Genomic DNA, 22,894 nt, shown 5'->3' on the forward strand with positions numbered 1-22,894 from the left:
AAACGTCGTGGCGAGGCTGTAATTAAAGCTCTTGAAAAAGCAGGTATCAGCACCAACCGATTAATGTTAGTGGTAGAAGATGACAGAGCTCCTGTAGGTAAAGGAGATACTGAAGTTGAAAAAGCTAAAAACCGTCGCGTAGAATTCAGAATGCGCGAATAATAAATCTTTAATATGAATTTTTACAGGGAAGCAAATTGCTTCCCTGTTTTGTTTTATCTTAGTCGCCATGACTACCACGCCAGAAAAGGGGAGTAAAAAGCTAATCAATGCCTGGGCATTTTATGACTGGGCCAATTCGGTTTACAACCTTGTAATTACCGCAACTATTTTTCCGATCTATTTTAAACTGGTAACAGAAACAAAAAATGCAGATGGATCGGTTAACAACGTCATTGAATTTTTAGGAATAAAGCTCAAGAACACTACGCTTTATGACTTTGCTTTATCCTTTGCTTTCCTTTTAATTGTATTGATTGCTCCCTTCTTATCAGGAATTGCAGATTACGGAGGATACAAGAAAAAATTCATGCAATTTTTCAGTTACCTCGGCGCCTTATCTTGTTCATTGTTGTTTTTCTTTGATGACACAAATCTGTGGTTAGGAATAATACTATCCATTTTAGCATGCATCGGTTACAGTGGTAGTCTTGTATTTTACAATGCATTCCTCCCGGAGATTGCCCATCCGGAGCAGCAAGACCGTGTAAGTGCAAAAGGATTTGCTTTAGGTTATTTTGGTAGTGCATTGCTGTTAATCGTATGCCTGGTATTGATGTTGAATCAGGATGACGGGAGTGGTAAAATGCAAATGATGCGATACTCCTTTTTAATGGTTGGTATATGGTGGTTTGCATTTGCTCAAATTCCATTTTACTATTTACCTAACAACCCTACCAACGCACATCCCGAAGGGAATAATCTGAAAAGAGGCTACCAGGAAATTGCCAAAGTGTGGAAAGAATTAAAACATACACCGCGATTAAAGCGATTCCTTTTAGCATTTTTTGTTTACAGCATGGGCGTGCAAACCGTAATGCTTGTTGCCAATCATTTTGGATCTGATGTAATAGAAATGGAGCCAAGTCAATTAATCACCACTATTTTAATTATTCAGTTTGTTGCCATTTTTGGTGCTTTTTTATTTTCATGGACTTCCGGAAAAATCGGAAACATCCGAACATTAAGACTAGCCACATTAATTTGGGCGGCCATTTGCGCTTTTACCTTTTTTCTCGTTTACAAATCGGGGGAGTTCTACATCGTAGCCACCTTTGTTGGGTTAGTAATGGGCGGAATTCAATCGCTCAGTCGCTCAACTTATTCCAAATTGTTACCTGAAACTGAGGACCATGCTTCCTATTTCAGTTTCTTTGATATCTGTGAAAAGCTGAGTATTGTATTTGGAATGGGACTCTTCGGTTTTATTAATGAGGTGAGTCCAAGTATGCGCGAACCGATTGTGGTTTTAATCTCCTTTTTTATTCTTGGCTACCTCCTACTCTGGCGGGTAAAAGATAAATGATTTTTATCCTTTTCTATTTCTATTCTCTGATGTAGTTTTACATCGCAATTACAACTATGGAAAACAAATTCGATATTGCCATTATTGGTGGAGGAATTGTAGGCGCTGCTACATTTTACAAACTTCAAATCAGGTTCCCCGATTTAAGCATTTGTCTCATTGAAAAAATGCCTCGGCTGGCAGATCATCAAACAGGGAATAACTCTGGTGTTATCCACTCCGGATTATATTATAAACCGGGATCTTTAAAAGCAACAAATTGCGTGAATGGCAGACATGAATTAGTGGCTTTTGCAAAAGAGTATGGCATTAAGCATGATGTATGCGGCAAAATTGTAGTGGCCACTGAGGAAAAAGAATTACCTCATATGGACAAAATTTTCCAAAATGGAATTGAAAATAAAATTGAAGGCATAGAGAAAATTGGTCCCGATAAAATCCGCGAAATAGAACCTTTTGTTAAAGGTATTGCTGGCATTTGGGTTCCCTGCACAGGCATTATTGATTTCCGCGGCGCCACTGAAAAAATGGTGGAGATTGCACTTGCTAAAAATCAAAATTCAAAATTATTTCTCAATGAAGAAGTAACCGGAATAGAACATCATTCTGATCACTCGGTGATAAGCACTTCCAAAGGGAAACACACTGCTTCGCGACTTATTTTCTGTGGTGGATTGCAAGCGGATCGCCTGGCAAAAAAAGACAAGGTGAAGATCAAGGAAAAGGTTGTTGGTTTTAGAGGAGATTATTACGAATTAACCGAACAGGGAAAACACAAAGTGAAGAACCTGATTTACCCTGTTCCTAATCCCGATTTCCCCTTTTTAGGCGTTCACTTTACGCGGATGACCAACGGAGAAACCGAATGTGGTCCGAATGCCGTTTTTACCTTTAAACGCGAAGGATATGGCAAAACGGACTTTTCACTTCGTGACACCTGGGATGCTTTGACCTATATTGGAACATGGAGGTTATTTTTTCATAACATGAAATTTGGAATCAACGAATACCGCCGTGCCTTTTCCAAGCGTTTGTTTTTAAAAACACTTCAACGGATGATTCCGGATCTAACCATGGACGATATTCATCCCGGAAGAGCCGGGGTAAGAGCCTTGTTATTGAGAAGAGACGGCGACACGCGTGATGATTTCAGAATAGAAACTGCCGGTAATTCCATCCATGTTTTAAACGCACCATCTCCTGCTGCAACAGCAAGTTTAGCCATAGGCGGACAAATAGCCGACATGGCAGAAAAGCACTTTAATCTGAAATAATTTAAAGGATTACTTTATAGCGCTCGAAGAAGGCCTGCCAATCCCAAATGAAATTGCTCATGATATCATTCATGCGCTTAAGGAAAATCGGATTGGGCGTATTTAAGGTACGGAAGTAATCAGCCTGAAAATGGTTGAGGTTATATTTATAAAACACACCACGTGCCATGGAATACAATACATTTTTAGAAGGGTGATTCACTCTCGATAAGAAATCACTGTATTCTTTATACGAAGCATTGAAGGCATTGATGTCCATATCCAGGCCAGCCGCACATTTTTCAATAATATGTTTCCGGAGGACATCCTCCATTTCCGGATCGAAACTTTCACCTAATAATTTAATGTTCCCCACCAGAACAATCATTAAAAACTGTTCATCATCGGCCGGATTAATGTTAGGTGACTTCGCAAAGTCCTGATCCTCATTGATTAAAGCAGCTACTTCAGGGAATCCATTCTGCACAATATCAAAAAGATTGCTGACAAAGGCCGTAGCGAGACGATCTTCGGTAATCTTCTTTTTAGAGAATATGGTCAGCAATGATATCATAATTCATTCAGAATTCGGATTTAACAAAAATAAAATGCATTAAACCCCACTTTATTAACACCCTGTTAGCATTTTCAACAAAGTTATTAACCTACTGGAAACGTAATTTTTATTGAAATCTCCTTTCATCATATTCTTTGCCCATTTACCGATTTATGAACAAACACAAACAATCTCATTATACATTTGTAGCTCTTAAAACCCAGTTGATGAAAACCAGACATGTTGTACTTGTTGGAGCTATAGTAATGGTTCTGTTTATGGTTAAAACCCTCATTTCAAATCAGAACATTTTCAGCTTAAAAACGGAAGAAAAAAAGGGAAGCTCAGCCCGATTTGTAAAAGCCATCGAGGCAAGTCCCGATAGTAATATGGTGTTAATTGAGGGTCAGGGCCGGATTTCCTCTACCCGTAAAATTGATGTATCTGCAGAAGTGCAAGGATTGATTTTGCCTGGCAAAGTATTTAAGTCGGGAACGAATGTCCGCCAGGGGGAACTTTTATTCTCCATTCGCGACCAGGATGCACGTTTATCATTACAGGCAAGAAAATCGAATTATTTGAATGTGATTTCAAATGTCCTCCCGGATTTAAAACTCGATTATCCGGAGAGTTATAATGAATGGAAAAATTTCTTTGATAAAATAGAAATCAGCTCTCCTCTACCCGAATTACCCGTTGTAAAATCATCACGTGAAAAATCATTTCTGGCTTCAAAGAATATTTTTGGGGAGTATTACGGAATCCGATCAGATGAAGAACGCTTAAAAAAATACGTTGTGGTTGCACCATTTGACGGAACCATAACAGATGTATTTTCCGAACCGGGAGCGGTAGTTAATCCAGGAACAAAATTATTGTCGCTGATTAAATCGGACGATCTTGAGATAGAGGTTCCCATTGACGTAAAAAACATTGGTTGGATTAAAGTTGGAGCGAAAGTAGAATTGCATGCAACATCTGGTCCTGCAGAATTCACCGGTACCGTTATTCGTATTGGCGAGTTTGTTAATGCTTCCACCCAATCGATGCCGGTTTTTGTAAAAATAGAAAAGGGCGATAAAGATGTACTTTATTCAGGCATGTACCTTACTGCGAAAATCAGAGGCCATGCGCTGGCTAATACCATTGAAATTCCCCGAAGAGCTATTGTAGATGATCATTATTATTATTTCATCAAGGATTCCCTTTTGGTTAAGAAAGAACTCAATATAGAATATGTAACCAAAGAAAATGTAATTGCAAGTGGAATTCCGAAGGGAACAATGGTTGTTATTGAGCCGCTCAGTAATGTAAATGACAGTTTACGTGTAATCCCTAATGTGAAAAAATGAGACGTCTAATAGCCTTTTTCATCACCAATCCCATTTGGGGAAATGCATTTATTCTGATTACAATCGTATTCGGTTTACTTTCGTTGTTCAACATGCGGCGGTCCTTTTTCCCTGAAATAGCACCGCGTATTATCACCATCTCAGTAGCTTATCCGGGTGCATCTCCTGCAGAAATGGAAGAAGGTGTTACCACTAAAATTGAGCAGGCTGTTGAAGGTTTATCCGGAATAAAAAAAATCACTTCCTCATCCGAAGAAAATGTAGCCAACATTAAAATTGAGGCGTATGAGGACACCGATATGGATGAAATGCTTACCGATGTAGAGAACACGGTAAACTCCATTAATTCATTTCCGGTAGGTGCAGAAAAACCTATTGTAAAAAAATTGAAGGTTAGCGAAATGGGCGGTACAGCTGCTTTTTTATCCTTAACCGGACCCGATGATTTATGGGCGCTCAAACATAAAGCGGAAGAAATTGAGAATGATTTTCTTGCTTCACCTGCTATTTCTCAACTTCGAATTGTAGGTTATCCGGATGTTGAATTTTCAATTGAAGTTCAGGAAAACAAATTACTGGAATACGGCTTACGATTTGATCAGGTTGTGGCTGCCGTAAAATCTAACAATATTGATTTAACCGGTGGTACCATTAAAACAGAGGAAGAAGAATACATCATCCGTTTAAGAGCTAAACAAACGGTTGCAGATGAAATCGGAAAAATTGTTTTAAGAGCAAACAACGAAGGTGAAATTATTTTTCTTAGCGATGTTGCTTCGGTTAAATTTCAATTTGCAGACCGACCTTTTAAATCTTATTTAGACGGCAAACGAAATGTTTCCATCATTGTTTCTAAATTACCAGATGAAGACCTGGGAGCCATCGCAAAATTTCTGGATGATTATTCCACAAAATTCAATGAAAAAAATAAAGACTATCAACTTAAAATCATTTTCCAGTTTGCCGATATGCTGCAAGAGCGTATCGATCTTTTAGCTACAAATGGATTACAGGGATTTGTACTGGTACTAATTTGCTTAGGATTTTTCCTCAGTCTCCGCGTATCCTTCTGGGTTGCGATGGGTATCCCAATTTCATTTTTAGGCTTATTTATTTTCGGTTATATGTATGGTATGACCATCAATATGATTTCACTCTTTGGGATGATTATCGTAATTGGAATTCTGGTTGATGATGGTATTGTGATTTCCGAAAATATTTATGCCCATTTTGAACGAGGTAAATCGCCCATGCGCGCTGCCCTGGATGGGACGTCAGAAGTTTTCACCTCGGTGATTGCATCTGTTTTAACTACAGTTGTAGCTTTTGCATTGCTAATGTTTGTCGGCGGTCAGTTTGAAATGATGCGAGAAATGGCTTTTGCGGTAGTAGCATGTTTAATCTTTTCTTTATTCGAAGCAATTCTCACTTTACCGCAACATCTCGGTCACGATTCCATGTTGAAACCGGTAAAAGTCGGCTGGTACCAAAAAGTAAGAGGAAGAATTAATAAATGGATAGATAGTTTTAGGGATGGCTATGCCTGGTTACTTGAAAAAATCATGCGCAGACACCGGATTACTTTGTTCATCCCAATGGCTTTTATCGTTCTGGTTGCTTTTTTATTCAGCAAACAAATCATCAAGTTTACATTCTTCCCCAATGTGCAATTGGATGATATTACCATTTCTGTAGCCTTTAAACCGGGGGAACGTGAAATGCAGACGGAGGACTTTCTTACTTATTGTCAATCGAAAGTTTATGAAGTAAGAGATTCACTGGAAAAAGCACATGGATCACCGGTTATTACTGCAACCACATTATCTATTGGCGCGGCTGAATTACTTGGTGAAAATGGTGCACATGCAGGAACCTTAAGAATGCAAATTGATATAGAAGGAAAAGAAATTGAAAGTTATACCATTGCAGAATTAGTGCGGCAACGAATTGGACCGGTAAAAGGTCCGGAGAAATTCACCATTGGTGGACAAGGCCGTTTTGGTAAACCGGTGGCGCTGATGATGTCATCGAACAACCAGCAAGAATTAACTGAAGCCCGCAATTTTGTAAAAGGGAAATTTATTAATCTGGGACCGTTGAAAGACGTAACGGATAATAGTCCTTTAGGTGCTCAGGAAATCAATATTGAACTTTTGCCAAAAGCTTATTTATTAGGATTAAGCAGAAATGAAATTGCACGTCAAATTCGTCAGGGATTTTTTGGTGAAGAGGCTCAGCGTTTAATTATAGGTGAAGATGAAGCCAGAGTTTGGATTCGTTATCCGAAGGAAGACCGAATGTATTTAGGTCAGGTGGAAGAAATGAAAATTAAAACCCTGAATGGTGAAACTTATCCTTTAAAAGAGCTAGTGAATTTTTCTATAAAACGTGGAGATGTTGGAATACGACATTACAACGGAAAAAAAGAAATTACGGTTGAAGCCGATTTAATCAACAACAACGCACCGGTTGGTGATGCAATTCAATTAGTCACCGACAGTGTACTTCCTGAATTAAAACAGCGCTATCCAAGCATTGAAACAACTTTTCTTGGTCAGGCAGAACGTGCAAGGGAAACACAAGGTCCGATGATGATTGTTTTGTTCCTGACTATTTTCCTTGTGATATTAATCCTGGCTTTAACCTTTAGCTCTACCCTACAAGCATTCATCGTCCTTACCGCCGTTCCCGCCGGAATTTTCTGCGCATTTTTTGGTCACGGTCTCGAAGGTAAACCTGTTTCTTTATTTAGTTTCTGGGGGATTATTGCGTTGGTTGGAATTTTGGTGAATGATGCAGTGGTAATGGTGGATACCTACAATCGCTACATTAAAGAAGGGATGTCGGTAAAAGACGCTGCCTATGAAGCAGGACGATCGCGATTTAGAGCTGTATTACTTACATCCATCACCACGGTGGCAGGTTTATATCCTTTAATTTTGGAGGACAGTTTTCAGGCACAGTTTTTAATTCCGATGGCCATTGCCGTTGCGCACGGATTATTATGGGGAACCATGTTTACCATTTTATTTTTCCCGACCGTAATTATTTTTTACAACGATTTGAGAAGGACACTGATCTGGTTTAATGGAAATATTCCATCCGTATTCAGCACCTTCTTCCTGCTAGTTACCTTTTTGTTGGATATTGGAATTGTGTTTGGTTTTCAATTTGCAGGAAATTTAAGTATCGGACTGCCTATAACTCTTGGTTCATTGGTAATACAATCGCTCATTTTTATCCCATTAATTGTTTTAAAACCTGATGTAGCAAAAAGAGCGGTGGCAATTCATGTGGCTCTATTGTTCAACCTCGCATTAATTATCATTCCATTTTATGTATTTGCAAAGTTGAAGTACGGAATATTCATTTTAATTCCTGAAGGAGTATTTATTTATTTCTTTTATGAGCATATAATGAAATGGATATTTAAATATCATATTGATTCGTTTCCGAATGCTGAATCCGTTGAACCAATATTCAGAAGAAATAAATTGGAATTACAACTTGAAAAAGATCTTAGTGATGAACAAGCATAAATTAATTTTATTCATCTCTCTCTGCCTGGCCTCGCAATATATTGCAGCGCAAGAGAAATTATCGCTTTCGGATGCTATTCGGATTTCTTTAGAAAAAAATTATAAAATTGAAATCGCAAAAGATCAGATTGCTATTGCTAAAAACAATAATAACTGGGGCGAGGCGGGAAGATGGCCAAGTATTGATTTGCAAATAACGCAGAACAACAACATTCTTGATCAGAGTAATAATCCAACCGCATTTATTAAGGATAAAATCACAACGAACTCAGTCAACGGTAATCTATCTGCAAACTGGATGTTGTTTGGTGGATTCAGAGTTAAATTCACCAAAGAAAAACTTGAACAAATTCAGGCACAGAGTGAGGGCAATGCTTTGGTTGTAGTGGAAAACACGATTCAGGGTGTAATTTTGGCTTATTATAATTCAGTATTACAAAAAGAAAAACTGGATGTATTGGCGAAACTGATCAAGTTGTCGCGCGATAAATATGATCACATGCAACGCAAAAAGGATTTGGGTGTAAGTGGAACCTTCGATTTGCTCCAGATAAAAAATGCGTACATGAGTGATTCTACCAACTATTTATTGCAAGAAATCGCATATAGAAATTCGGTGAGGAATTTAAATTTATTAATGAGTCAGGATGTAGAACGTTTTTACGACCTCAGCGATTTTTTAGAAGCAAAAACTGAGCGTTATGAATACGACACCTTAAAATCGAGAATGCTCAGAAGCAACAATACCATTATGAACCAGTATATCAATTTGGAGTTACAACGCACTGCCATTGATTTAGCCAAGAGTTCGATGTATCCGGTTGTTTCATTGCAGGTAGGAACCAACAATTCATTTAGTCACTTTCAAACCTCACAATTTGAATCGAACGGCTCCAACCTCAACTACTTTGCCAATTTTGTAATCAACTTTAATTTATTCAACGGCGGCAAAACCAAACGTGCCATTCAAAATGCGCGCATTCAGGAACATTTGCAGAGCATTACGTTGGAAGAGCAGGTTTTTACGCTTACAGGTCAATTACGAAACGCCTACGAAATGTATTTAGCGCGACAGGTAATTTTGATGTTGACTTCAGAAGCGTATTCAAATGCCGAATTCAATTTAAAACTGGCACAAGAACGCTTTGATCAGGGAACCTTATCGTCTTTCAATTTCAGGGATGTCCAGATTCAATTTTTAAATGCTGCTATGGTTCGTCTGGAAGCTGCCTATAACCTGATTAATTCTCACACTGAACTAATGCGTTTAACGGGTGGGATTCTATCGATTAACTGATGGCTTCTTACTGATTTTTATATCTGCCAATTTAAATTTTATCTTTCTTTTTAAGTTTCGAAGGTTTTTGTTGGGCTAGTTTTTTAACTTTGAATTTACAACGGCTTTCCCGGCAGACCTCCGAGGTTTTATAAACCTCGGAGGTCTGCCGCCGCCGCCGCTGTTGAATCTTTCCTCCATTATAATACCAACAGAAACATGTCAGACGATCGCAAAGTCATTTTTTCCATGGTGAAGGTGAACAAAACCACACCACAAGGCAAGCATATTTTAAAGGACATCTACCTCTCCTTTTTCTACGGAGCAAAAATCGGGATTATCGGACCCAACGGTGCCGGTAAATCAACGGTGTTAAGGATTATTGCCGGACTCGACAAAACCTATCAGGGAGATGTTGTGTTTTCACCGGGGTATACGGTTGGACACCTTGCTCAGGAACCGGAATTAGATGAAAGTAAAACGGTAATCGACATTGTGCGTGAGGGTGTGCAGGGGACCATGGATCTATTGCAGGAATTCGAAGACATTAACAACAAATTCGGTGAATCCGAATACCTGGATGATCCCGATAAAATGGAAAAATTAATGAATCGCCAGGCAGAAGTTCAGGAAAAACTCGATGCGTGCGATGCATGGAATATTGATGTGAAACTGGCGCGTGCGATGGACGCTCTGCAATGTCCGGAAGCCGATACTCCAATAAATGTTTTATCAGGAGGTGAAAGAAGACGGGTAGCTTTATGCCGACTCCTCCTTCAACAACCCGATGTTTTATTGTTGGATGAACCGACCAACCACCTTGATGCAGAAAGTGTATTGTGGTTAGAACAACACTTACAACAATATCCAGGAACTGTAATTGCAATTACCCACGATAGATACTTCCTCGATAATGTTGCAGGCTGGATTCTCGAATTAGACCGCGGCGAAGGAATTCCCTGGAAAGGAAATTATACTTCATGGCTAGAACAGAAAAAGAAACGCCTCGAAGAAGAGGAAAAATCGGAAAGCAAGCGACAAAAAGTTCTGGAGAGAGAGTTGGATTGGGTGCGCCAGGGAGCGAAGGGTCGACAAGCAAAACAAAAAGCGCGTCTTCAGAACTATGAAAAAATGTTGAGCGAAGACACCAAAGAAAAAGAAGCAAAACTGGAATTATTTATTCCACCGGGACCTCGTCTTGGAAATGAAGTTATTTCGTTTGAACATGTAGCAAAAGGATTTGGCGACAGAATTCTTTATGAGGATCTAAATTTCAAACTTCCTCCTGCAGGTATCGTGGGAATTATTGGTCCGAACGGTGCCGGTAAAACAACCATTTTCAGAATGATTATGGGAGAAGAACAGCCCGATGCCGGTAAAATCACCATAGGTGAAACGGTAAAAATTGCCTATGTAGATCAGTCGCATAAAGAAATTGATCCCAATAAATCAGTATGGGAAGTAATTTCCGGAGGAGGAAATGAAAACATTGAACTTGGAGGAAAACTGGTAAATTCCCGCGCTTATGTTTCGCGGTTTAATTTTAATGGGACCGACCAAAATAAAAAATGTGGAATATTATCCGGTGGAGAAAGAAACCGATTGCATTTGGCCATGACATTAAAATCCGGCTCCAACGTATTGTTACTCGATGAGCCGACCAATGATCTGGATGTAAATACCATTCGTTCATTGGAAGAGGCGCTAGAGAACTACGCAGGTTGTGCCGTAATTATTTCGCACGACAGATGGTTCTTAGACCGTGTTTGCACACATATTCTGGCATTCGAAGGCGACGCTTCGGTTTATTCGTTTGAAGGATCATTTACTGAATACGAGGAAAACAAGAAAAAACGACTTGGCGACACACTCGAGAAAAAATTCAGGTATAAAAAGTTGGTTAAGTAATGCAATCTGAAATCATCAGAAAATACTTCCCAGAAATAACAAAAGAGCAGGAAGATAAATTCAACCGGCTTTTTGAGTTGTACTCCGATTGGAATTCTAAAATCAACGTGATTTCGAGAAAGGACATGGATCAATTTTATATTCACCATGTATTACATTCATTAGGAATCGCAAAAGTAATTCGCTTTCAACCGGGGACAAAAATCCTTGACGTTGGAACCGGAGGTGGATTTCCGGGAGTACCACTTGCAATTTTATATCCTGATGCACAATTTCATTTAGTCGATTCGATTGGAAAAAAAATAAAAGTTGTAAATGAAGTTGCCGAATCACTGCAGTTAAAAAACATTACCACACAACATTCAAGAGCTGAAGATATAAAAGGTAAATTTCACTTTATCGTTTCACGTGCCGTGACCACATTCAGTGAATTTATCCCATGGGTCGCCAATAAATTTGCGAAAGAGGAATTCAATTCACTTCCCAACGGAATATTGTATTTAAAGGGAGGCGATTTAAGCGAAGAATTAAAGGGAATAAAGCACTACGAAATCACAGAATTGAAAACGATTTTTGAGGAAGAATTTTTTGAAACCAAAAAAGTAGTTTACCTACTCTAGATAAAAATTATTCAATTTCATGTAACTCAATATTGAGCTTACATAACTTCTGATAATTAATTCCAACATTCTGCATATCGTCGTCGCCCGACTCAAAAATCCATTTCACCGTAACGCTGTCGTTTTTACTTTCGATTCTTTTAATGACTTCCAGTACGGCAATTACTGAAGATGATGAGATGTAATCGAATTGTAATTCCAGCATGGAATTGGGTAAAACATCGTTCGACATTACCCATTCAACTAAAGACAAATAAAATTTTTTCGAATTTTCGGGGAATGATTTTCCGCGAATAAAATATACTCCGCTGGTATTATCGAACCGGATCTCAGGAGTATTTCTGGTTGGTTCCAAATAAAAGGATGCCATACTTAACCTCCATTGCGATCTATCTTCACTTCACAAGTAAAGCAACATAATTTATCGTTTACATCCTCAAAATTATAATTGAGTTTGTTTTTCGATTTCATAGCCATGGTGATGAAACCTAAACCGGCTCCACCTTTGTTGGAGATGATTCCATTGGTAAGCACTTCCATATATAAGGCTTTCACCTGAGCTTCATCGTAACCGTTGATTTGCTTCAGGCGCTCCTCCATAATTGCTTTATTCGAATTCAACAGGAGATTACCAAAAGTAACCAGGTATTCATGTTCATCCTGACCAATTACTAAAAAGGAATATTGATTTCCGCTTTCATCTTTTTCGCCATGTAAACGGACATTCTGAAGACCTTCTACCAATATGGAGAACATTCGCTTCACCGTTCCCTTTTTGTCTCCCGCCTCAAGCATGGTTTCCTCTACTCCATTCGAAATAGAATTCACCAAATCCTGAGTAAAGTCGCCAAAATGAGAAACGAGAATTCTTTTCTGCGAATTACTGTTGTAGTTCCCGTATATCTCCTGATATCGCGAATTACAGACCTCTAGTACTTTATTTGAGGATGCACTCATTAAGCGCCAGTCTCCAGTTTTTTATTGGTTTACCTTAATTCCCTGCAAGTTAAAAAAAATAACAAAACTGTACAATCTTTAATAAACAACTAAAAATCAGTTGCTTAAACAAAAAAACAGCGGGAAATCAATCAACTTGCTTTTCCAAATATAGGATTTTGAGGATAGGAACAAAGTGCCCCCCCTATGAATTGTTTTGCACAGGCAACGGTTGAATTCCTACCTACAAATTACAACCAGAGAATCCGGACATAAACCTGGGGATTCAATTTTAATTTAATGGGCCGGTACTCTTCCCACAAATTAATGCGTTGAAAGCTGGCATTTGCGCCCACATCAAAGCTAAACTTGTCATTAAACTTCACCCTCACCCCGGTGCCAATACCGGCGCCCCAACCGATTCCACCTACATCGTAACGGTTGTAAATGGTAGATTGACGCAAAAGGGAATAGCGGAGACCTTCAATGATCACATCATTTTTTTGCGCTTTAACGGCATTAAAGGACCCAAACAACTCCAGATATCCACCCGCCTTGTAACGATCTCCGTAATCGATATGAACACCTAAATCAATTTGCATTCTCCGCTCTTCGCCGATGACCGACTCAGGAAAAATAATAGGATCTCCAAATGGATTAGCGGGATCGGTTGCCGAAATGGTAAATACTTCTTGCGTTTTTATTCGCTGAACATTGATATTACTGAACAAAGCCGTGCTCTCATCGAGGTAATAGCCCAAATGTAAACCGAGGTCTAATCCCCAGCGGTATCTTTCGTTGGAGGGATATTCCGAGAGCACAAAGTCCTTTTGAATTTTATTGTAAATCTGGTTGTAGATGGTTTGTATCCCAATTAAATCTTTAATGGAAAAATCGCTGTATCCCGAATAGTATGGGGCAGTGTATTTATTGGCCAATATACTACCGGCATTTATTCCAAAATAAAACGAAGAACCACCTGAATTTTCATCCTCCTGGGCCATGACAAATCCTACCTGCGAGATCAGCATTAATCCAACCACAAAATATTTTTTCCACTTGTTCATCTTCTTCTTTTTTGGGAACAATATATTTACTATTTTGAACCGTTTTTCAATCTTACAAAATTAGCTGTTATGGGATTATGGAATAAACTCAAGGGTGAATTAATAGATATTATCGAATGGCTCGATAATTCCGATAATTCAATTGCATGGCGTTTCGAACGCTACGATAATGAAATTAAGAATGGCGCTAAGCTGATCGTTCGCGAATCACAAGTGGCCGTTTTTCAAAATGAAGGAGAGTTTGCCGATGTATTCGGACCCGGGACCTATACGCTGGAAACCCAAAACCTGCCGATCCTTTCCACGTTGAAAGGATGGAAATACGGTTTTAGCAGTCCCTTTAAAGCTGAAGTGATATTCGTTAACACCAAGGTGATTGCTGATATTAAATGGGGGACAAAAGGTCCAATGACCATTAACGATATGAATTCAATGGTCTTTCGTAATTCGCAATTAAAGGCATTTGGATCGATGGAATTGAAAGTCATCGATGCGAAAATGTTTATCCGCGAAGTAATGGGTACCGATGATCATTTTACTAAAGAAGAAATCGCAGACCGTTTACGCACCCGCGCGGTGAGTTATCTGACCAACGTTTTAAATGCAGATAAATCCATGTTACCATCCTTTGGTAGCGAAGAGATCAATCAAAAACTCACCGAAAAAATGAATGTCGATTTCGCGAAAATGGGATTGGCATTGAATGCCTTCTTAGTGGAGAGTCACGATTTCGATGAGGCAACTAAAGGACGATTGGCAAGAATGTCGGAAGCTGAAATGAAAGCCTTCGAAATTGAAACCGAAAACAAAGCCAAAGCGAATTCCATCAACATGTATGGAAACAACATGAATAATTACACCCAATATCAAATGGGACAATCCATCGAGAAAGCGGCTTCTAATCCGCAAGGTGGCACCATGGGTGAAATGATGGGCGCAGGAATGGGATTTGCTTTTGGTCAGCAAATGATGAATCAGCAAAACATGCAGAATCAGCAAAACATGAATAAAGGACCAGTGCCTCCTCCGATTCCGGGTGTGGTTAAGTTCTTTATTGCTGCGAACGGACAACAATATGGTCCTTTCGAAATGCCACAACTGCAACAAATGGCACAACAAGGTCAGCTTACCCGCGAATCGATGGTGTGGAAAGAAGGAATGGCCAATTGGGCTACTGCAGCTGCTGTTCCGGAATTATCCTCTTTATTCGGAGCAGTACCACCACCTCCACCACCCATGTAGTTTTATAATAAAGGCTGATCGCAAGTGAAGCCTTTTTTCATTTTGTTACACCCAACAAAACGATGTTATGGAAGAACAAGTTGTAAATACGCAAGACCAAAAAGAAACCAAGTGTAAAGAATGTGGAGCAACACTACACTATTCACCCGGGACTTCTAGTTTGAACTGTCAGTATTGCGGTACTGAAAACACATTTGAAGTTAAACGCGAACCCATCGAAGAAATTGATTTCGAGGTTTACGTTAACGACATGATGAATCGTGCCGATGAAACACAAACAGTAAGTACTATTCATTGCGACTCATGTGGATCTACAACCCAGCTAAATCCAAATATCGTATCCGATTCCTGCGCATTTTGCGGGAGTCACCTCTCGGTGAAAGCCGGAAGTACTAAAATTATTAAACCCAAAAGCATGTTGCCATTTGGGGTGGACCGCAACCAGGCTTTTGATGAATTCAGAAAATGGATTCACTCGAGATGGTTTGCTCCGAATGATTTGAAAAAATTTCTTCGTCACTCCGAAAAATTATCGGGAGTTTATCTTCCGTATTGGACCTATGATGCCGGTACCGACACTTCGTATACCGGAATGCGGGGTATTAACCGGACCGAAAGTTATACTGCATTCGAAAACGGAAAATCTGTTACACGTACCCGCGTTGTTACCGATTGGTATCCGTGTTCAGGATACGTGCAGCAGGATTTTGATGATGTTTTAGTTCTTGCGAGTTCTTCGTTGCCTAAAGCATACACTGAAGCATTGGAACCCTGGGATCTGGAAAATCTGACTTCCTTCGATGAAAAGTTTCTCACCGGATTTCGTGCTGAATCGTACGCGGTAGATTTGAAAGAAGGATTTGAAAATGCTAAATCAAAAATGGATGTGATGATTCGTCAGTCGGTTAATCGTCACATCGGTGGAAATCACCAACGGATTCTAACGATGGACACCACTCATTATAATGTAACCTTTAAGCATATTTTACTACCGGTATGGATCAGTGCATTTAAATACCATGGTAAAACCTATCGTTTTATGGTGAATGGCCGCACGGGTGAAGTACAGGGTGAGCGTCCTTACAGCACAATGAAAATTGTGATGTTTGTCCTCATGTGCATTGCCATTATAGGAGCTATTATCTGGTTAATCATGTATTTCCAGAATAAATAATTCTCCGCCCGAAATTCCATTTTACCACTCATTGATTTTTTCTTTTCCGGATGCGGGACGGATGTAACTTTGTATGGAGTTAAGCGTCGTAATTAAAATTTGAATATGAAAACACCTTTAATTTCTGCATTTCTTTTGTTGTGGATGGGTTCATCCGCACAAAGTAAATTCGAAATAGACCTGAATCTTTGTCCAAAAGATGAATTGGAGGTCAGATACACCTTTGACAAAAATCCGGAAAGTGATACGCTTCGATTTTCATTTCCTGCCACTGTTCCCGGAACTTACGACACACAGGATTATGGCAGATTCATTACTCAGTTTGCAGCCTACAATCTGGATGGGAAAAAAATGAAAGTCACCAAAGAAGGAAACAACACCTGGGTGATTTATAACGCTAAGGTCCTAAAACATCTCACCTATTCCGTAGAAGATGTGATGGACAAAAAAGTAAAAGAGCATCCCATTTTTCAACCGGCTTCAACACATTTTATTGCGAATAAAAATTTTCTGTTCAACAATGGCGGAATTTTCGGATTTGTAGAAGGAAAAGAAAATGAACCATTACTCATCGATATTAAAAAACCAAAACATCTTTTTGGGGCGACATCCTTACCCATGATTTCTTCTTCTGAAATTCACCAGAATTTTAAAGCAAGAAACTACCATCAGCTGATTGATTGTCCGATGATGTTTTCTGAACCAGACACAGCTCAATTTTTTGTAAACAGAACCAAGGTTACCATTTCTGTTTTTGATGTACAAGGCAAAAAGAGAGCTAAGCATTTTTATCAGGCATTAAAACGAGATATGGAAGCCATTGCTAAAACATTACCTGCGCTTCCTGTGGACAATTACACCTTTATCATTTTTGTTGATGATCTCCGCGAATTGGGAAAAGTTTTAACAGGTAAAAAAATTGGATTATTAAAGAAATTAAAACTCGCACTTAAGTACAGAAATCTCGGAATCGGTGCGCTGGAGCATGGTAATTCATCATCCTACTATCTGGGCGATTTCGGAGATAATATTGATTTGGAAGAAATCAGTCTGGATGGACAACTTACCGGTGCTGCCATTCATGAGTTCATGCATATTATCACCCCATTGGGATTACACTCGCAATACATCGGGAATTTTAATTATACCCATCCTGTAATGAGTAAACACTTATGGTTGTATGAAGGAATTACCGAATATTTTGCGCATTATGTAAAATTCAAGGGAGGTGTATATACCGAGGATGAATTTTTAAAGGCTATGAGCGAAAAATTTTCAAGTGGTGTTAGTTTCCCTGTCAGTGAAATGTCGTTTACAGAAATGAGTGCGCATGTGCTGGAGAAAAAATACCACGAGCATTACGGACAAGTATATCAACGCGGTGCTGCGCTGGGTATGTTGCTCGATGGTGAAATCAGAAAACTGAGCAATGGATCTAAAACATTACTGGATGTTGTTCTTGAACTGAACAGCAAATACGGCGCTGAAAAATCGTTCGACGAAGAAAAATTCTTTGATGAATTTACGGCTGCTGTTCACCCTGATTTACGACCCTTCTTTACTACCTATATCGAAGGAAAAAACCAATGGAAACCAAATGATCAACTAGGTGGAATGAATGTTGTGTATTACGATACGCTAATTGAAAACGGTGCATTGAGTCCGTTGAGTCCAAATGAAAATGACGTTAAAATTAAAATGGTAAACGGCAGTTTAATCATTAAAATTGAATCGACGGGTGCTGCTGAGTGGGCGGGTTTACAAGCGGGCGACATGGTTGAATTTACGGAGTACCGCAAAGTATTCACTGATAAAATTACAGAAGGATCTACCGTAAAACTTCCGATATATCGAAAAGGAAAAAAATCAGAGCTCGATGTTAAGGTGAAGTTCGGGCCGAAGAAGAAGGCTCATGTACTTCGTAAAAAACAATAAAAATAAAAGCGGCGATTCGATTGAATCGTCGCTCTTATTTCAACTCCCCGCTTGCATCATGGTTGTTGACTCAGCGTTGCTGTTCCCGGTTTAACGACTTCTATCCATTTACCAGGTTTACGTGCATTAATCGTATTATCATACATCGCCTCGGTGCTGATGGTAGGTAAATAATAACGACCTAAATATGCAGCATTCAATTTAACTCTGAATGTTTTGGTTTTACCGGATGCTATTCCGAAATAAGTATAAACCCGATCATCGCGGATATCCTGATAGGTTGGATAATCCGATTGAATCGTTGAAACAAAATCATCCATTCGTCCATTATGAATTTCCCATCCACCGGGGAAGGTTTGATTCAGGGCCATTTCTGATAAATAACCACGGGTTCCCGGATTGGTAATGGTTACTTCAGCAATGAAATCGGTTCCCTGCTCCAATGAAGAAACATCTAGGGCCTGACCCGACATGGAATAATAATTGACATCTATACTCACATTCTCGGCAGCAGAACTTTCATCTCCTACTTTAGGAACACCTTCTACCGAAAGTTTGGCATACAACACACCGTTTCCTGTATTTTTAAGTTGCAACTTATTATTACCGGTCATTTTCTTCGGCGAAACTTCATCTTTAAATACTGCAACCTGAGTAGATTTTGAAATCGGATTAGCACCACTGAATGCATACGTAAACTTCATGGTTTTATCACTCGGTGATGAGCCTACAAATTTACTGATGGCGATTAAACAATAGGCCGTAGTTTGTGTACTCATCCATTGATTCGAATTCAATTCTTTGGCTATCTCTTTCATTAATGTTGCGCCTTTTGCTTTGGAAGAGGTGAGCGACATCACTTCAAGGATCATGGCTTTATCGCGCACATCACTTCCATACGAATAACCCAACTCCTGATATTTTGGAATTTTAGTATTAGCCGTGTTCATCAATTTTGAAGCGACATCTGATTGTCCTGCCAATTGATAAGCCGCAGCCAAACGCCATTTAGCAGCATTCGATAAGGTACCCGATTCACGAAGTCGGTTCATAGCACCCATTTCCGGTTGACGAGCAAGCGCAAGAGTGTATAAACGATACGCTTGTGAAATATCATTGTATTGCTGATAACCATATTCGTTATTCGGAACATTGCTTCTCCAGTTTCGCGCAAGTTTTTGCTGGAATTTAATCCAGTTATTTTTCAAGGAAGAAGGAATGCGGTAACCTTTTGCTTCTGCTTCCAATAAGAAATGTCCCGCATAATTAGATCCCCAATCGCTGGCGGTTGATTCGCCCGGCCAATAGCTGAAGCCTCCGTCTGAGGTCTGGAACAATTGAATTCGTTTGATCGCTGCATTTACATTCGCAGAAATTTCACGTTTAAAATTATTATCCAGATCCATTAAATTACTCAAAAACAATTGCGGGAATGCTGCTGATGTGGTTTGTTCAATACAACCATGCGGATAACTGATCAGGTATTTTAAGCGGTTTCCAAGATTGATCATTGGAATGGAAGAAACTTCAATTGAAATTTTATTCGTTCCTTCTACCCCAGCGAATGTATACGTTGGATTCCATTCTTTACCCGGTTCAATGATGGTTTCTACCACGTCAACCACTTTCGGATTCGGAGTGCGAACGTCGAGTTCAATTTCGTGACGCGCTACTTCATTTCCGGAACGGGCTATAATTTCTACCTTGGCAATACCCACTTTTTCGGCCACTTCCAATTCGAAATTAATCACCTCATCGCCGATATTTTTAAACTTAAGCGATTGCTTTGTTCCGTTTTTAGGTTTAAGCATGGCATTGGGACGAATTTCCACCGTAACATCTTTTACGTGTTTCTCCATTGCAAAAACATCCACAGGAAGCTTCACGGTTTCGCCGGGACCTAATACACGTGGTAAGGTTCCTAAAACCATCAGCGGATTGCGAACCGCTACTGTTTTTTCTGCATTTCCATATCGGAGATCCTGGCCCGCAACCACCATTACACGTACAGAGCCAACATAATTTGGAATTTTTACCTGATGTGTTTTTGATGCACCAGGTTTCAATTCGAAGGGACCTGCAAAATAAACCATCGGTTTAAAGCGATTTGCTTTTGCTCCCTTTTTACCTTCCGCTTCACCATCACCACCAATCGCTAACATTTTATCCAGCTTCGCAGTGAAGGAGCCCATTACCTGATCATATAAATCCCAGGTTTTTACACCCAGAGCTTCACGGGCATTAAAGTTTGACCAGGGATCTGGTGTTTTAAATGAGGTTAAATCCAACAACCCTTCATCCACCATCGCCAGTGTATAGGTCATCGGTTTTCCATTCTGTTCTTTAACGGTAATTGATGTAGTGGTTTCCGGACGAATAACATCAGGCATCGAAATTACGGGCGACAAATGTGAATCCGGATTTTCAACCTGAATCGGCAATACACCGTACAAACGCAATGGTAAATCATTCGCAGTAATTGAGTGCGGTTGCAGTAAAGAAATATTTACATAGCAATTGGGCGACATCGACTCGGTGGTGGTGAATTCAAATTTTGTTTCACCTGCATCGGTATCAATCCAGAAATGTCCAATCATTTTAACACCGGATTCAATACTTACTAATGCTTTTCCTTTTGCACTGCTAGGGAAACTCACTTTAACTTTTTCACCAACAGAATACGTTTCTTTATCGGTAGAGAAACTTAACATCGTTGCATTTTCATTGTCCTTACGATTTGCACGCGCCCAATACGGCCAATCGATATAAACCACCCTTCCGCTTGCATGACCGCTTTCGGGATCGCGTACATACACGAGATAGCGTCCCCAACTTGGACGATCCACTCGTAATGTGAATTTCCCTTTTCCACCGGTAGTATTAATTTTTGTATCGAGAATGGGAACAACAGAATTGTTGGCGATATAACTAGCCAAATCATTATCATAATTATCCCACCAATATCTCCATTTGATGCTATAGACTTTAACTTCAAGATTTCTTCTGGAGGTAGCTTTACCATTCGCATCAACTGTTGCTACTTCAACAATGTGATCTTTGTCCGTTACCAATGTTCCGTTGTATTGATCTCCTTCCGGAACTTTTATTCCTACATACGATGCATAAGGCGAATATTCAACCGATGAACGATCAATACTAAATCCTCCGCCTTCTTCGAAAACACGTGTGGTAAAATAAGCACGTAAAAATCCGGGCGCTGAAGTTCCAACTTCGAGGTTTGATTCAAACGTTGCATCTCCGTTTTCATCCAGACTACCATCAAACACTACCTGATCTTCGGCCTGATAAGAACGTGTTGGATCATCGAATGTAAAGTCCTTATATCCTTTAAAGCGAGTTGGAACAGAATTAACTGTGACTTCAACCTTCGCATTTAAATTTTTAGCAGGAGCGCCATGTAACCATTTCGAGTTTAAACGAATTACTTTGTTGGCATCCGAAACCGACATCCGCTCATTCGGGAAATTGAGGTAAATTTTTAAGCGGTTAGGTTTTACGGTTTCTACACGAAGTGTTTTAGAAAAACTTCTGTTACCGACCATCACATTGGCCGTGTAATATCCGGTAGGATCTTCCATTTGAGTTGCAGTACGGAAATCGTATAAGCCATTTACGTTTTCCGATTTGGTTATTTTCTGAACCGTTACTCCTTGCGGATTCACCAACTCCATCGTCACCGGGTGATTGGCAGGTAATAATTTTTCTTTATCCTCAATCATAAAGGATAAATAGATGGAATCGCCCGGACGCCACACGCCGCGTTCTGCATAAACAAATCCTTTTACACCGCGCTGCACGGTTTCACCATCAACATCGAACTTACTCATGGAAAGCGATTCGCCATCCCGCAGACGTAAATATCCTTTTTGTCCTTTAGAACTAACCACCACCACAAAAGGTTTGGTGCTTAATTTCGCATAGGCGTGACCCTGAGCATCGGTTTCCGATTTCCCGATTACCTGTTGCTGAAAATCATAAAACTCAACTTTTGCTCCAGCGATAGGTTCTGTTGTTCGAATATCATTTACAAAAATGTGCATGATTTTATTGCCACCCGCTTTTGCAATTATTCCAATATCGGAAATCAGAACATTTTTAGAAATCGATTTTCCATAGTAATAGGAATTATCACATGGATCCTCGCGCTCGGAATAATCATAATCATAATAATATTCATCATAATCGTAATCTTCATAGTAATAACCATAATCAAAAGATCCCCATCCGCGTTCGTTCCATTCTTCTTCTTCCTGAGAAGTTAATTCGGTTAAATTGGAAGCAGCAGTTATTTCTGCATCCTGACAGGTATAATTGGAATATTTTTTCGAGAATGAAATATTCACATGGTAAATCGCACCTGGTTCTGTTTTTACCAATGAACTAAGATCAATGGAGAACGTGTTCCAGTCGGCCAGATTTAATTTCCCTTCGGGATCTAAATCAATTTTCTTTTTCAGGATTTCTTTTCCAACACGTTTTAACTGGGAACG

General features: G+C 39.5%; 15 protein-coding genes. 10 read left to right on the forward strand and 5 right to left on the reverse strand.

All coding sequences use genetic code 11. From position 1 onward, the window contains the following. Positions 1–229: 229 nt before the first annotated feature. Together K1X56_11755 and lhgO are read left to right on the forward strand one after the other, a co-directional pair. Entirely contained in the window at positions 230–1,525 is a 1,296-nt protein-coding gene (locus K1X56_11755; protein ID MBX7095389.1) for an MFS transporter, read from the forward strand. A 56-nt stretch (positions 1,526–1,581) separates the two neighbouring features. Further along, positions 1,582–2,799: an L-2-hydroxyglutarate oxidase gene (gene lhgO / locus K1X56_11760; GenBank protein MBX7095390.1), complete on the forward strand. Its 1,218-nt coding sequence runs from the start codon at positions 1,582–1,584 to the stop codon at positions 2,797–2,799. A 1-nt stretch (position 2,800) separates the two neighbouring features. Here the strand turns inward: lhgO and K1X56_11765 are convergent, their stop codons facing one another. Beyond that, complete coding sequence (locus K1X56_11765) at positions 2,801–3,352, reverse strand: hypothetical protein (GenBank protein MBX7095391.1); 552 nt, start codon at positions 3,350–3,352, stop codon at positions 2,801–2,803. A gap of 209 nt (positions 3,353–3,561) precedes the next feature. Here K1X56_11765 and K1X56_11770 point away from each other — a divergent pair, with 209 nt between their 5' ends. From K1X56_11770 to rsmG, 5 genes are all read left to right on the forward strand, one after another. Beyond that, entirely contained in the window at positions 3,562–4,686 is a 1,125-nt protein-coding gene (locus K1X56_11770; GenBank protein MBX7095392.1) for an efflux RND transporter periplasmic adaptor subunit, read from the forward strand. After that, entirely contained in the window at positions 4,683–8,225 is a 3,543-nt protein-coding gene (locus K1X56_11775; GenBank protein MBX7095393.1) for an efflux RND transporter permease subunit, read from the forward strand. The genes K1X56_11770 and K1X56_11775 overlap by 4 nt, the downstream gene beginning before the upstream one ends. Then, the gene (locus tag K1X56_11780) at positions 8,212–9,522 is read left to right on the forward strand and encodes a TolC family protein (protein MBX7095394.1); all 1,311 of its coding nucleotides are present in this window, start codon (positions 8,212–8,214) and stop codon (positions 9,520–9,522) included. The genes K1X56_11775 and K1X56_11780 overlap by 14 nt, the downstream gene beginning before the upstream one ends. A 198-nt stretch (positions 9,523–9,720) precedes the next feature. After that, the gene (ettA, locus tag K1X56_11785; GenBank protein MBX7095395.1) at positions 9,721–11,409 is read left to right on the forward strand and encodes an energy-dependent translational throttle protein EttA; all 1,689 of its coding nucleotides are present in this window, start codon (positions 9,721–9,723) and stop codon (positions 11,407–11,409) included. Continuing rightward, positions 11,409–12,029, forward strand: coding sequence for a 16S rRNA (guanine(527)-N(7))-methyltransferase RsmG (gene rsmG, locus K1X56_11790; protein MBX7095396.1), 621 nt, complete (start codon positions 11,409–11,411; stop codon positions 12,027–12,029). Before ettA ends, rsmG begins: the two co-directional genes overlap by 1 nt. A 7-nt stretch (positions 12,030–12,036) precedes the next feature. On the opposite strand, the gene K1X56_11795 is transcribed toward rsmG, so the two are convergent. The 3 genes from K1X56_11795 to K1X56_11805 form a co-directional block, all read right to left on the reverse strand. After that, a complete protein-coding gene (locus tag K1X56_11795) occupies positions 12,037–12,399 on the reverse strand; it encodes a DUF1987 domain-containing protein (protein ID MBX7095397.1) in 363 nt (120 codons plus the stop codon). A 2-nt stretch (positions 12,400–12,401) separates the two neighbouring features. Next, on the reverse strand, positions 12,402–12,986 hold the full coding sequence (locus tag K1X56_11800; protein ID MBX7095398.1) for a SiaB family protein kinase: 585 nt from the start codon (positions 12,984–12,986) through the stop codon (positions 12,402–12,404). Between the two features lie 230 nt (positions 12,987–13,216). Continuing rightward, complete coding sequence (locus K1X56_11805; protein ID MBX7095399.1) at positions 13,217–14,032, reverse strand: hypothetical protein; 816 nt, start codon at positions 14,030–14,032, stop codon at positions 13,217–13,219. A 69-nt stretch (positions 14,033–14,101) separates the two neighbouring features. Between K1X56_11805 and K1X56_11810 the strand changes: the two genes are divergently transcribed. The 3 genes from K1X56_11810 (at position 14,102) to K1X56_11820 (ending at position 18,383) form a co-directional block, all read left to right on the forward strand. Then, positions 14,102–15,274, forward strand: coding sequence for an SPFH domain-containing protein (locus K1X56_11810; protein ID MBX7095400.1), 1,173 nt, complete (start codon positions 14,102–14,104; stop codon positions 15,272–15,274). A 67-nt stretch (positions 15,275–15,341) separates the two neighbouring features. Then, complete coding sequence (locus K1X56_11815) at positions 15,342–16,448, forward strand: hypothetical protein (GenBank protein ID MBX7095401.1); 1,107 nt, start codon at positions 15,342–15,344, stop codon at positions 16,446–16,448. A 105-nt stretch (positions 16,449–16,553) separates the two neighbouring features. Beyond that, on the forward strand, positions 16,554–18,383 hold the full coding sequence (locus K1X56_11820; GenBank protein ID MBX7095402.1) for a hypothetical protein: 1,830 nt from the start codon (positions 16,554–16,556) through the stop codon (positions 18,381–18,383). 56 nt (positions 18,384–18,439) lie between these two features. On the opposite strand, the gene K1X56_11825 is transcribed toward K1X56_11820, so the two are convergent. Then, a partial coding sequence (locus K1X56_11825; protein ID MBX7095403.1) for a hypothetical protein occupies positions 18,440–22,894 on the reverse strand: 4,455 nt, incomplete at its 5' end.

It is taken from the genome of Flavobacteriales bacterium (assembly GCA_019694795.1).
In the GTDB taxonomy this organism is placed as follows: Bacteria; Bacteroidota; Bacteroidia; order Flavobacteriales_D; family UBA2798; genus UBA2798.

What these genes read in the sequence shown, in the direction of transcription:
- K1X56_11770 (MBX7095392.1), top strand. Translation starts at nt 3,562, where the DNA reads ATGAAAACCAGACATGTTGTACTTGTTGGAGCTATAGTAATGGTTCTG.
- lhgO (MBX7095390.1), top strand. Translation starts at nt 1,582, where the DNA reads ATGGAAAACAAATTCGATATTGCCATTATTGGTGGAGGAATTGTAGGC.
- K1X56_11800 (MBX7095398.1), bottom strand. Translation starts at nt 12,986, where the DNA reads ATGAGTGCATCCTCAAATAAAGTACTAGAGGTCTGTAATTCGCGATAT.
- K1X56_11805 (MBX7095399.1), bottom strand. Translation starts at nt 14,032, where the DNA reads ATGAACAAGTGGAAAAAATATTTTGTGGTTGGATTAATGCTGATCTCG.
- ettA (MBX7095395.1), top strand. Translation starts at nt 9,721, where the DNA reads ATGTCAGACGATCGCAAAGTCATTTTTTCCATGGTGAAGGTGAACAAA.
- K1X56_11810 (MBX7095400.1), top strand. Translation starts at nt 14,102, where the DNA reads ATGGGATTATGGAATAAACTCAAGGGTGAATTAATAGATATTATCGAA.
- K1X56_11795 (MBX7095397.1), bottom strand. Translation starts at nt 12,399, where the DNA reads ATGGCATCCTTTTATTTGGAACCAACCAGAAATACTCCTGAGATCCGG.
- K1X56_11755 (MBX7095389.1), top strand. Translation starts at nt 230, where the DNA reads ATGACTACCACGCCAGAAAAGGGGAGTAAAAAGCTAATCAATGCCTGG.
- K1X56_11765 (MBX7095391.1), bottom strand. Translation starts at nt 3,352, where the DNA reads ATGATATCATTGCTGACCATATTCTCTAAAAAGAAGATTACCGAAGAT.
- rsmG (MBX7095396.1), top strand. Translation starts at nt 11,409, where the DNA reads ATGCAATCTGAAATCATCAGAAAATACTTCCCAGAAATAACAAAAGAG.
- K1X56_11820 (MBX7095402.1), top strand. Translation starts at nt 16,554, where the DNA reads ATGAAAACACCTTTAATTTCTGCATTTCTTTTGTTGTGGATGGGTTCA.
- K1X56_11775 (MBX7095393.1), top strand. Translation starts at nt 4,683, where the DNA reads ATGAGACGTCTAATAGCCTTTTTCATCACCAATCCCATTTGGGGAAAT.
- K1X56_11815 (MBX7095401.1), top strand. Translation starts at nt 15,342, where the DNA reads ATGGAAGAACAAGTTGTAAATACGCAAGACCAAAAAGAAACCAAGTGT.
- K1X56_11780 (MBX7095394.1), top strand. Translation starts at nt 8,212, where the DNA reads ATGAACAAGCATAAATTAATTTTATTCATCTCTCTCTGCCTGGCCTCG.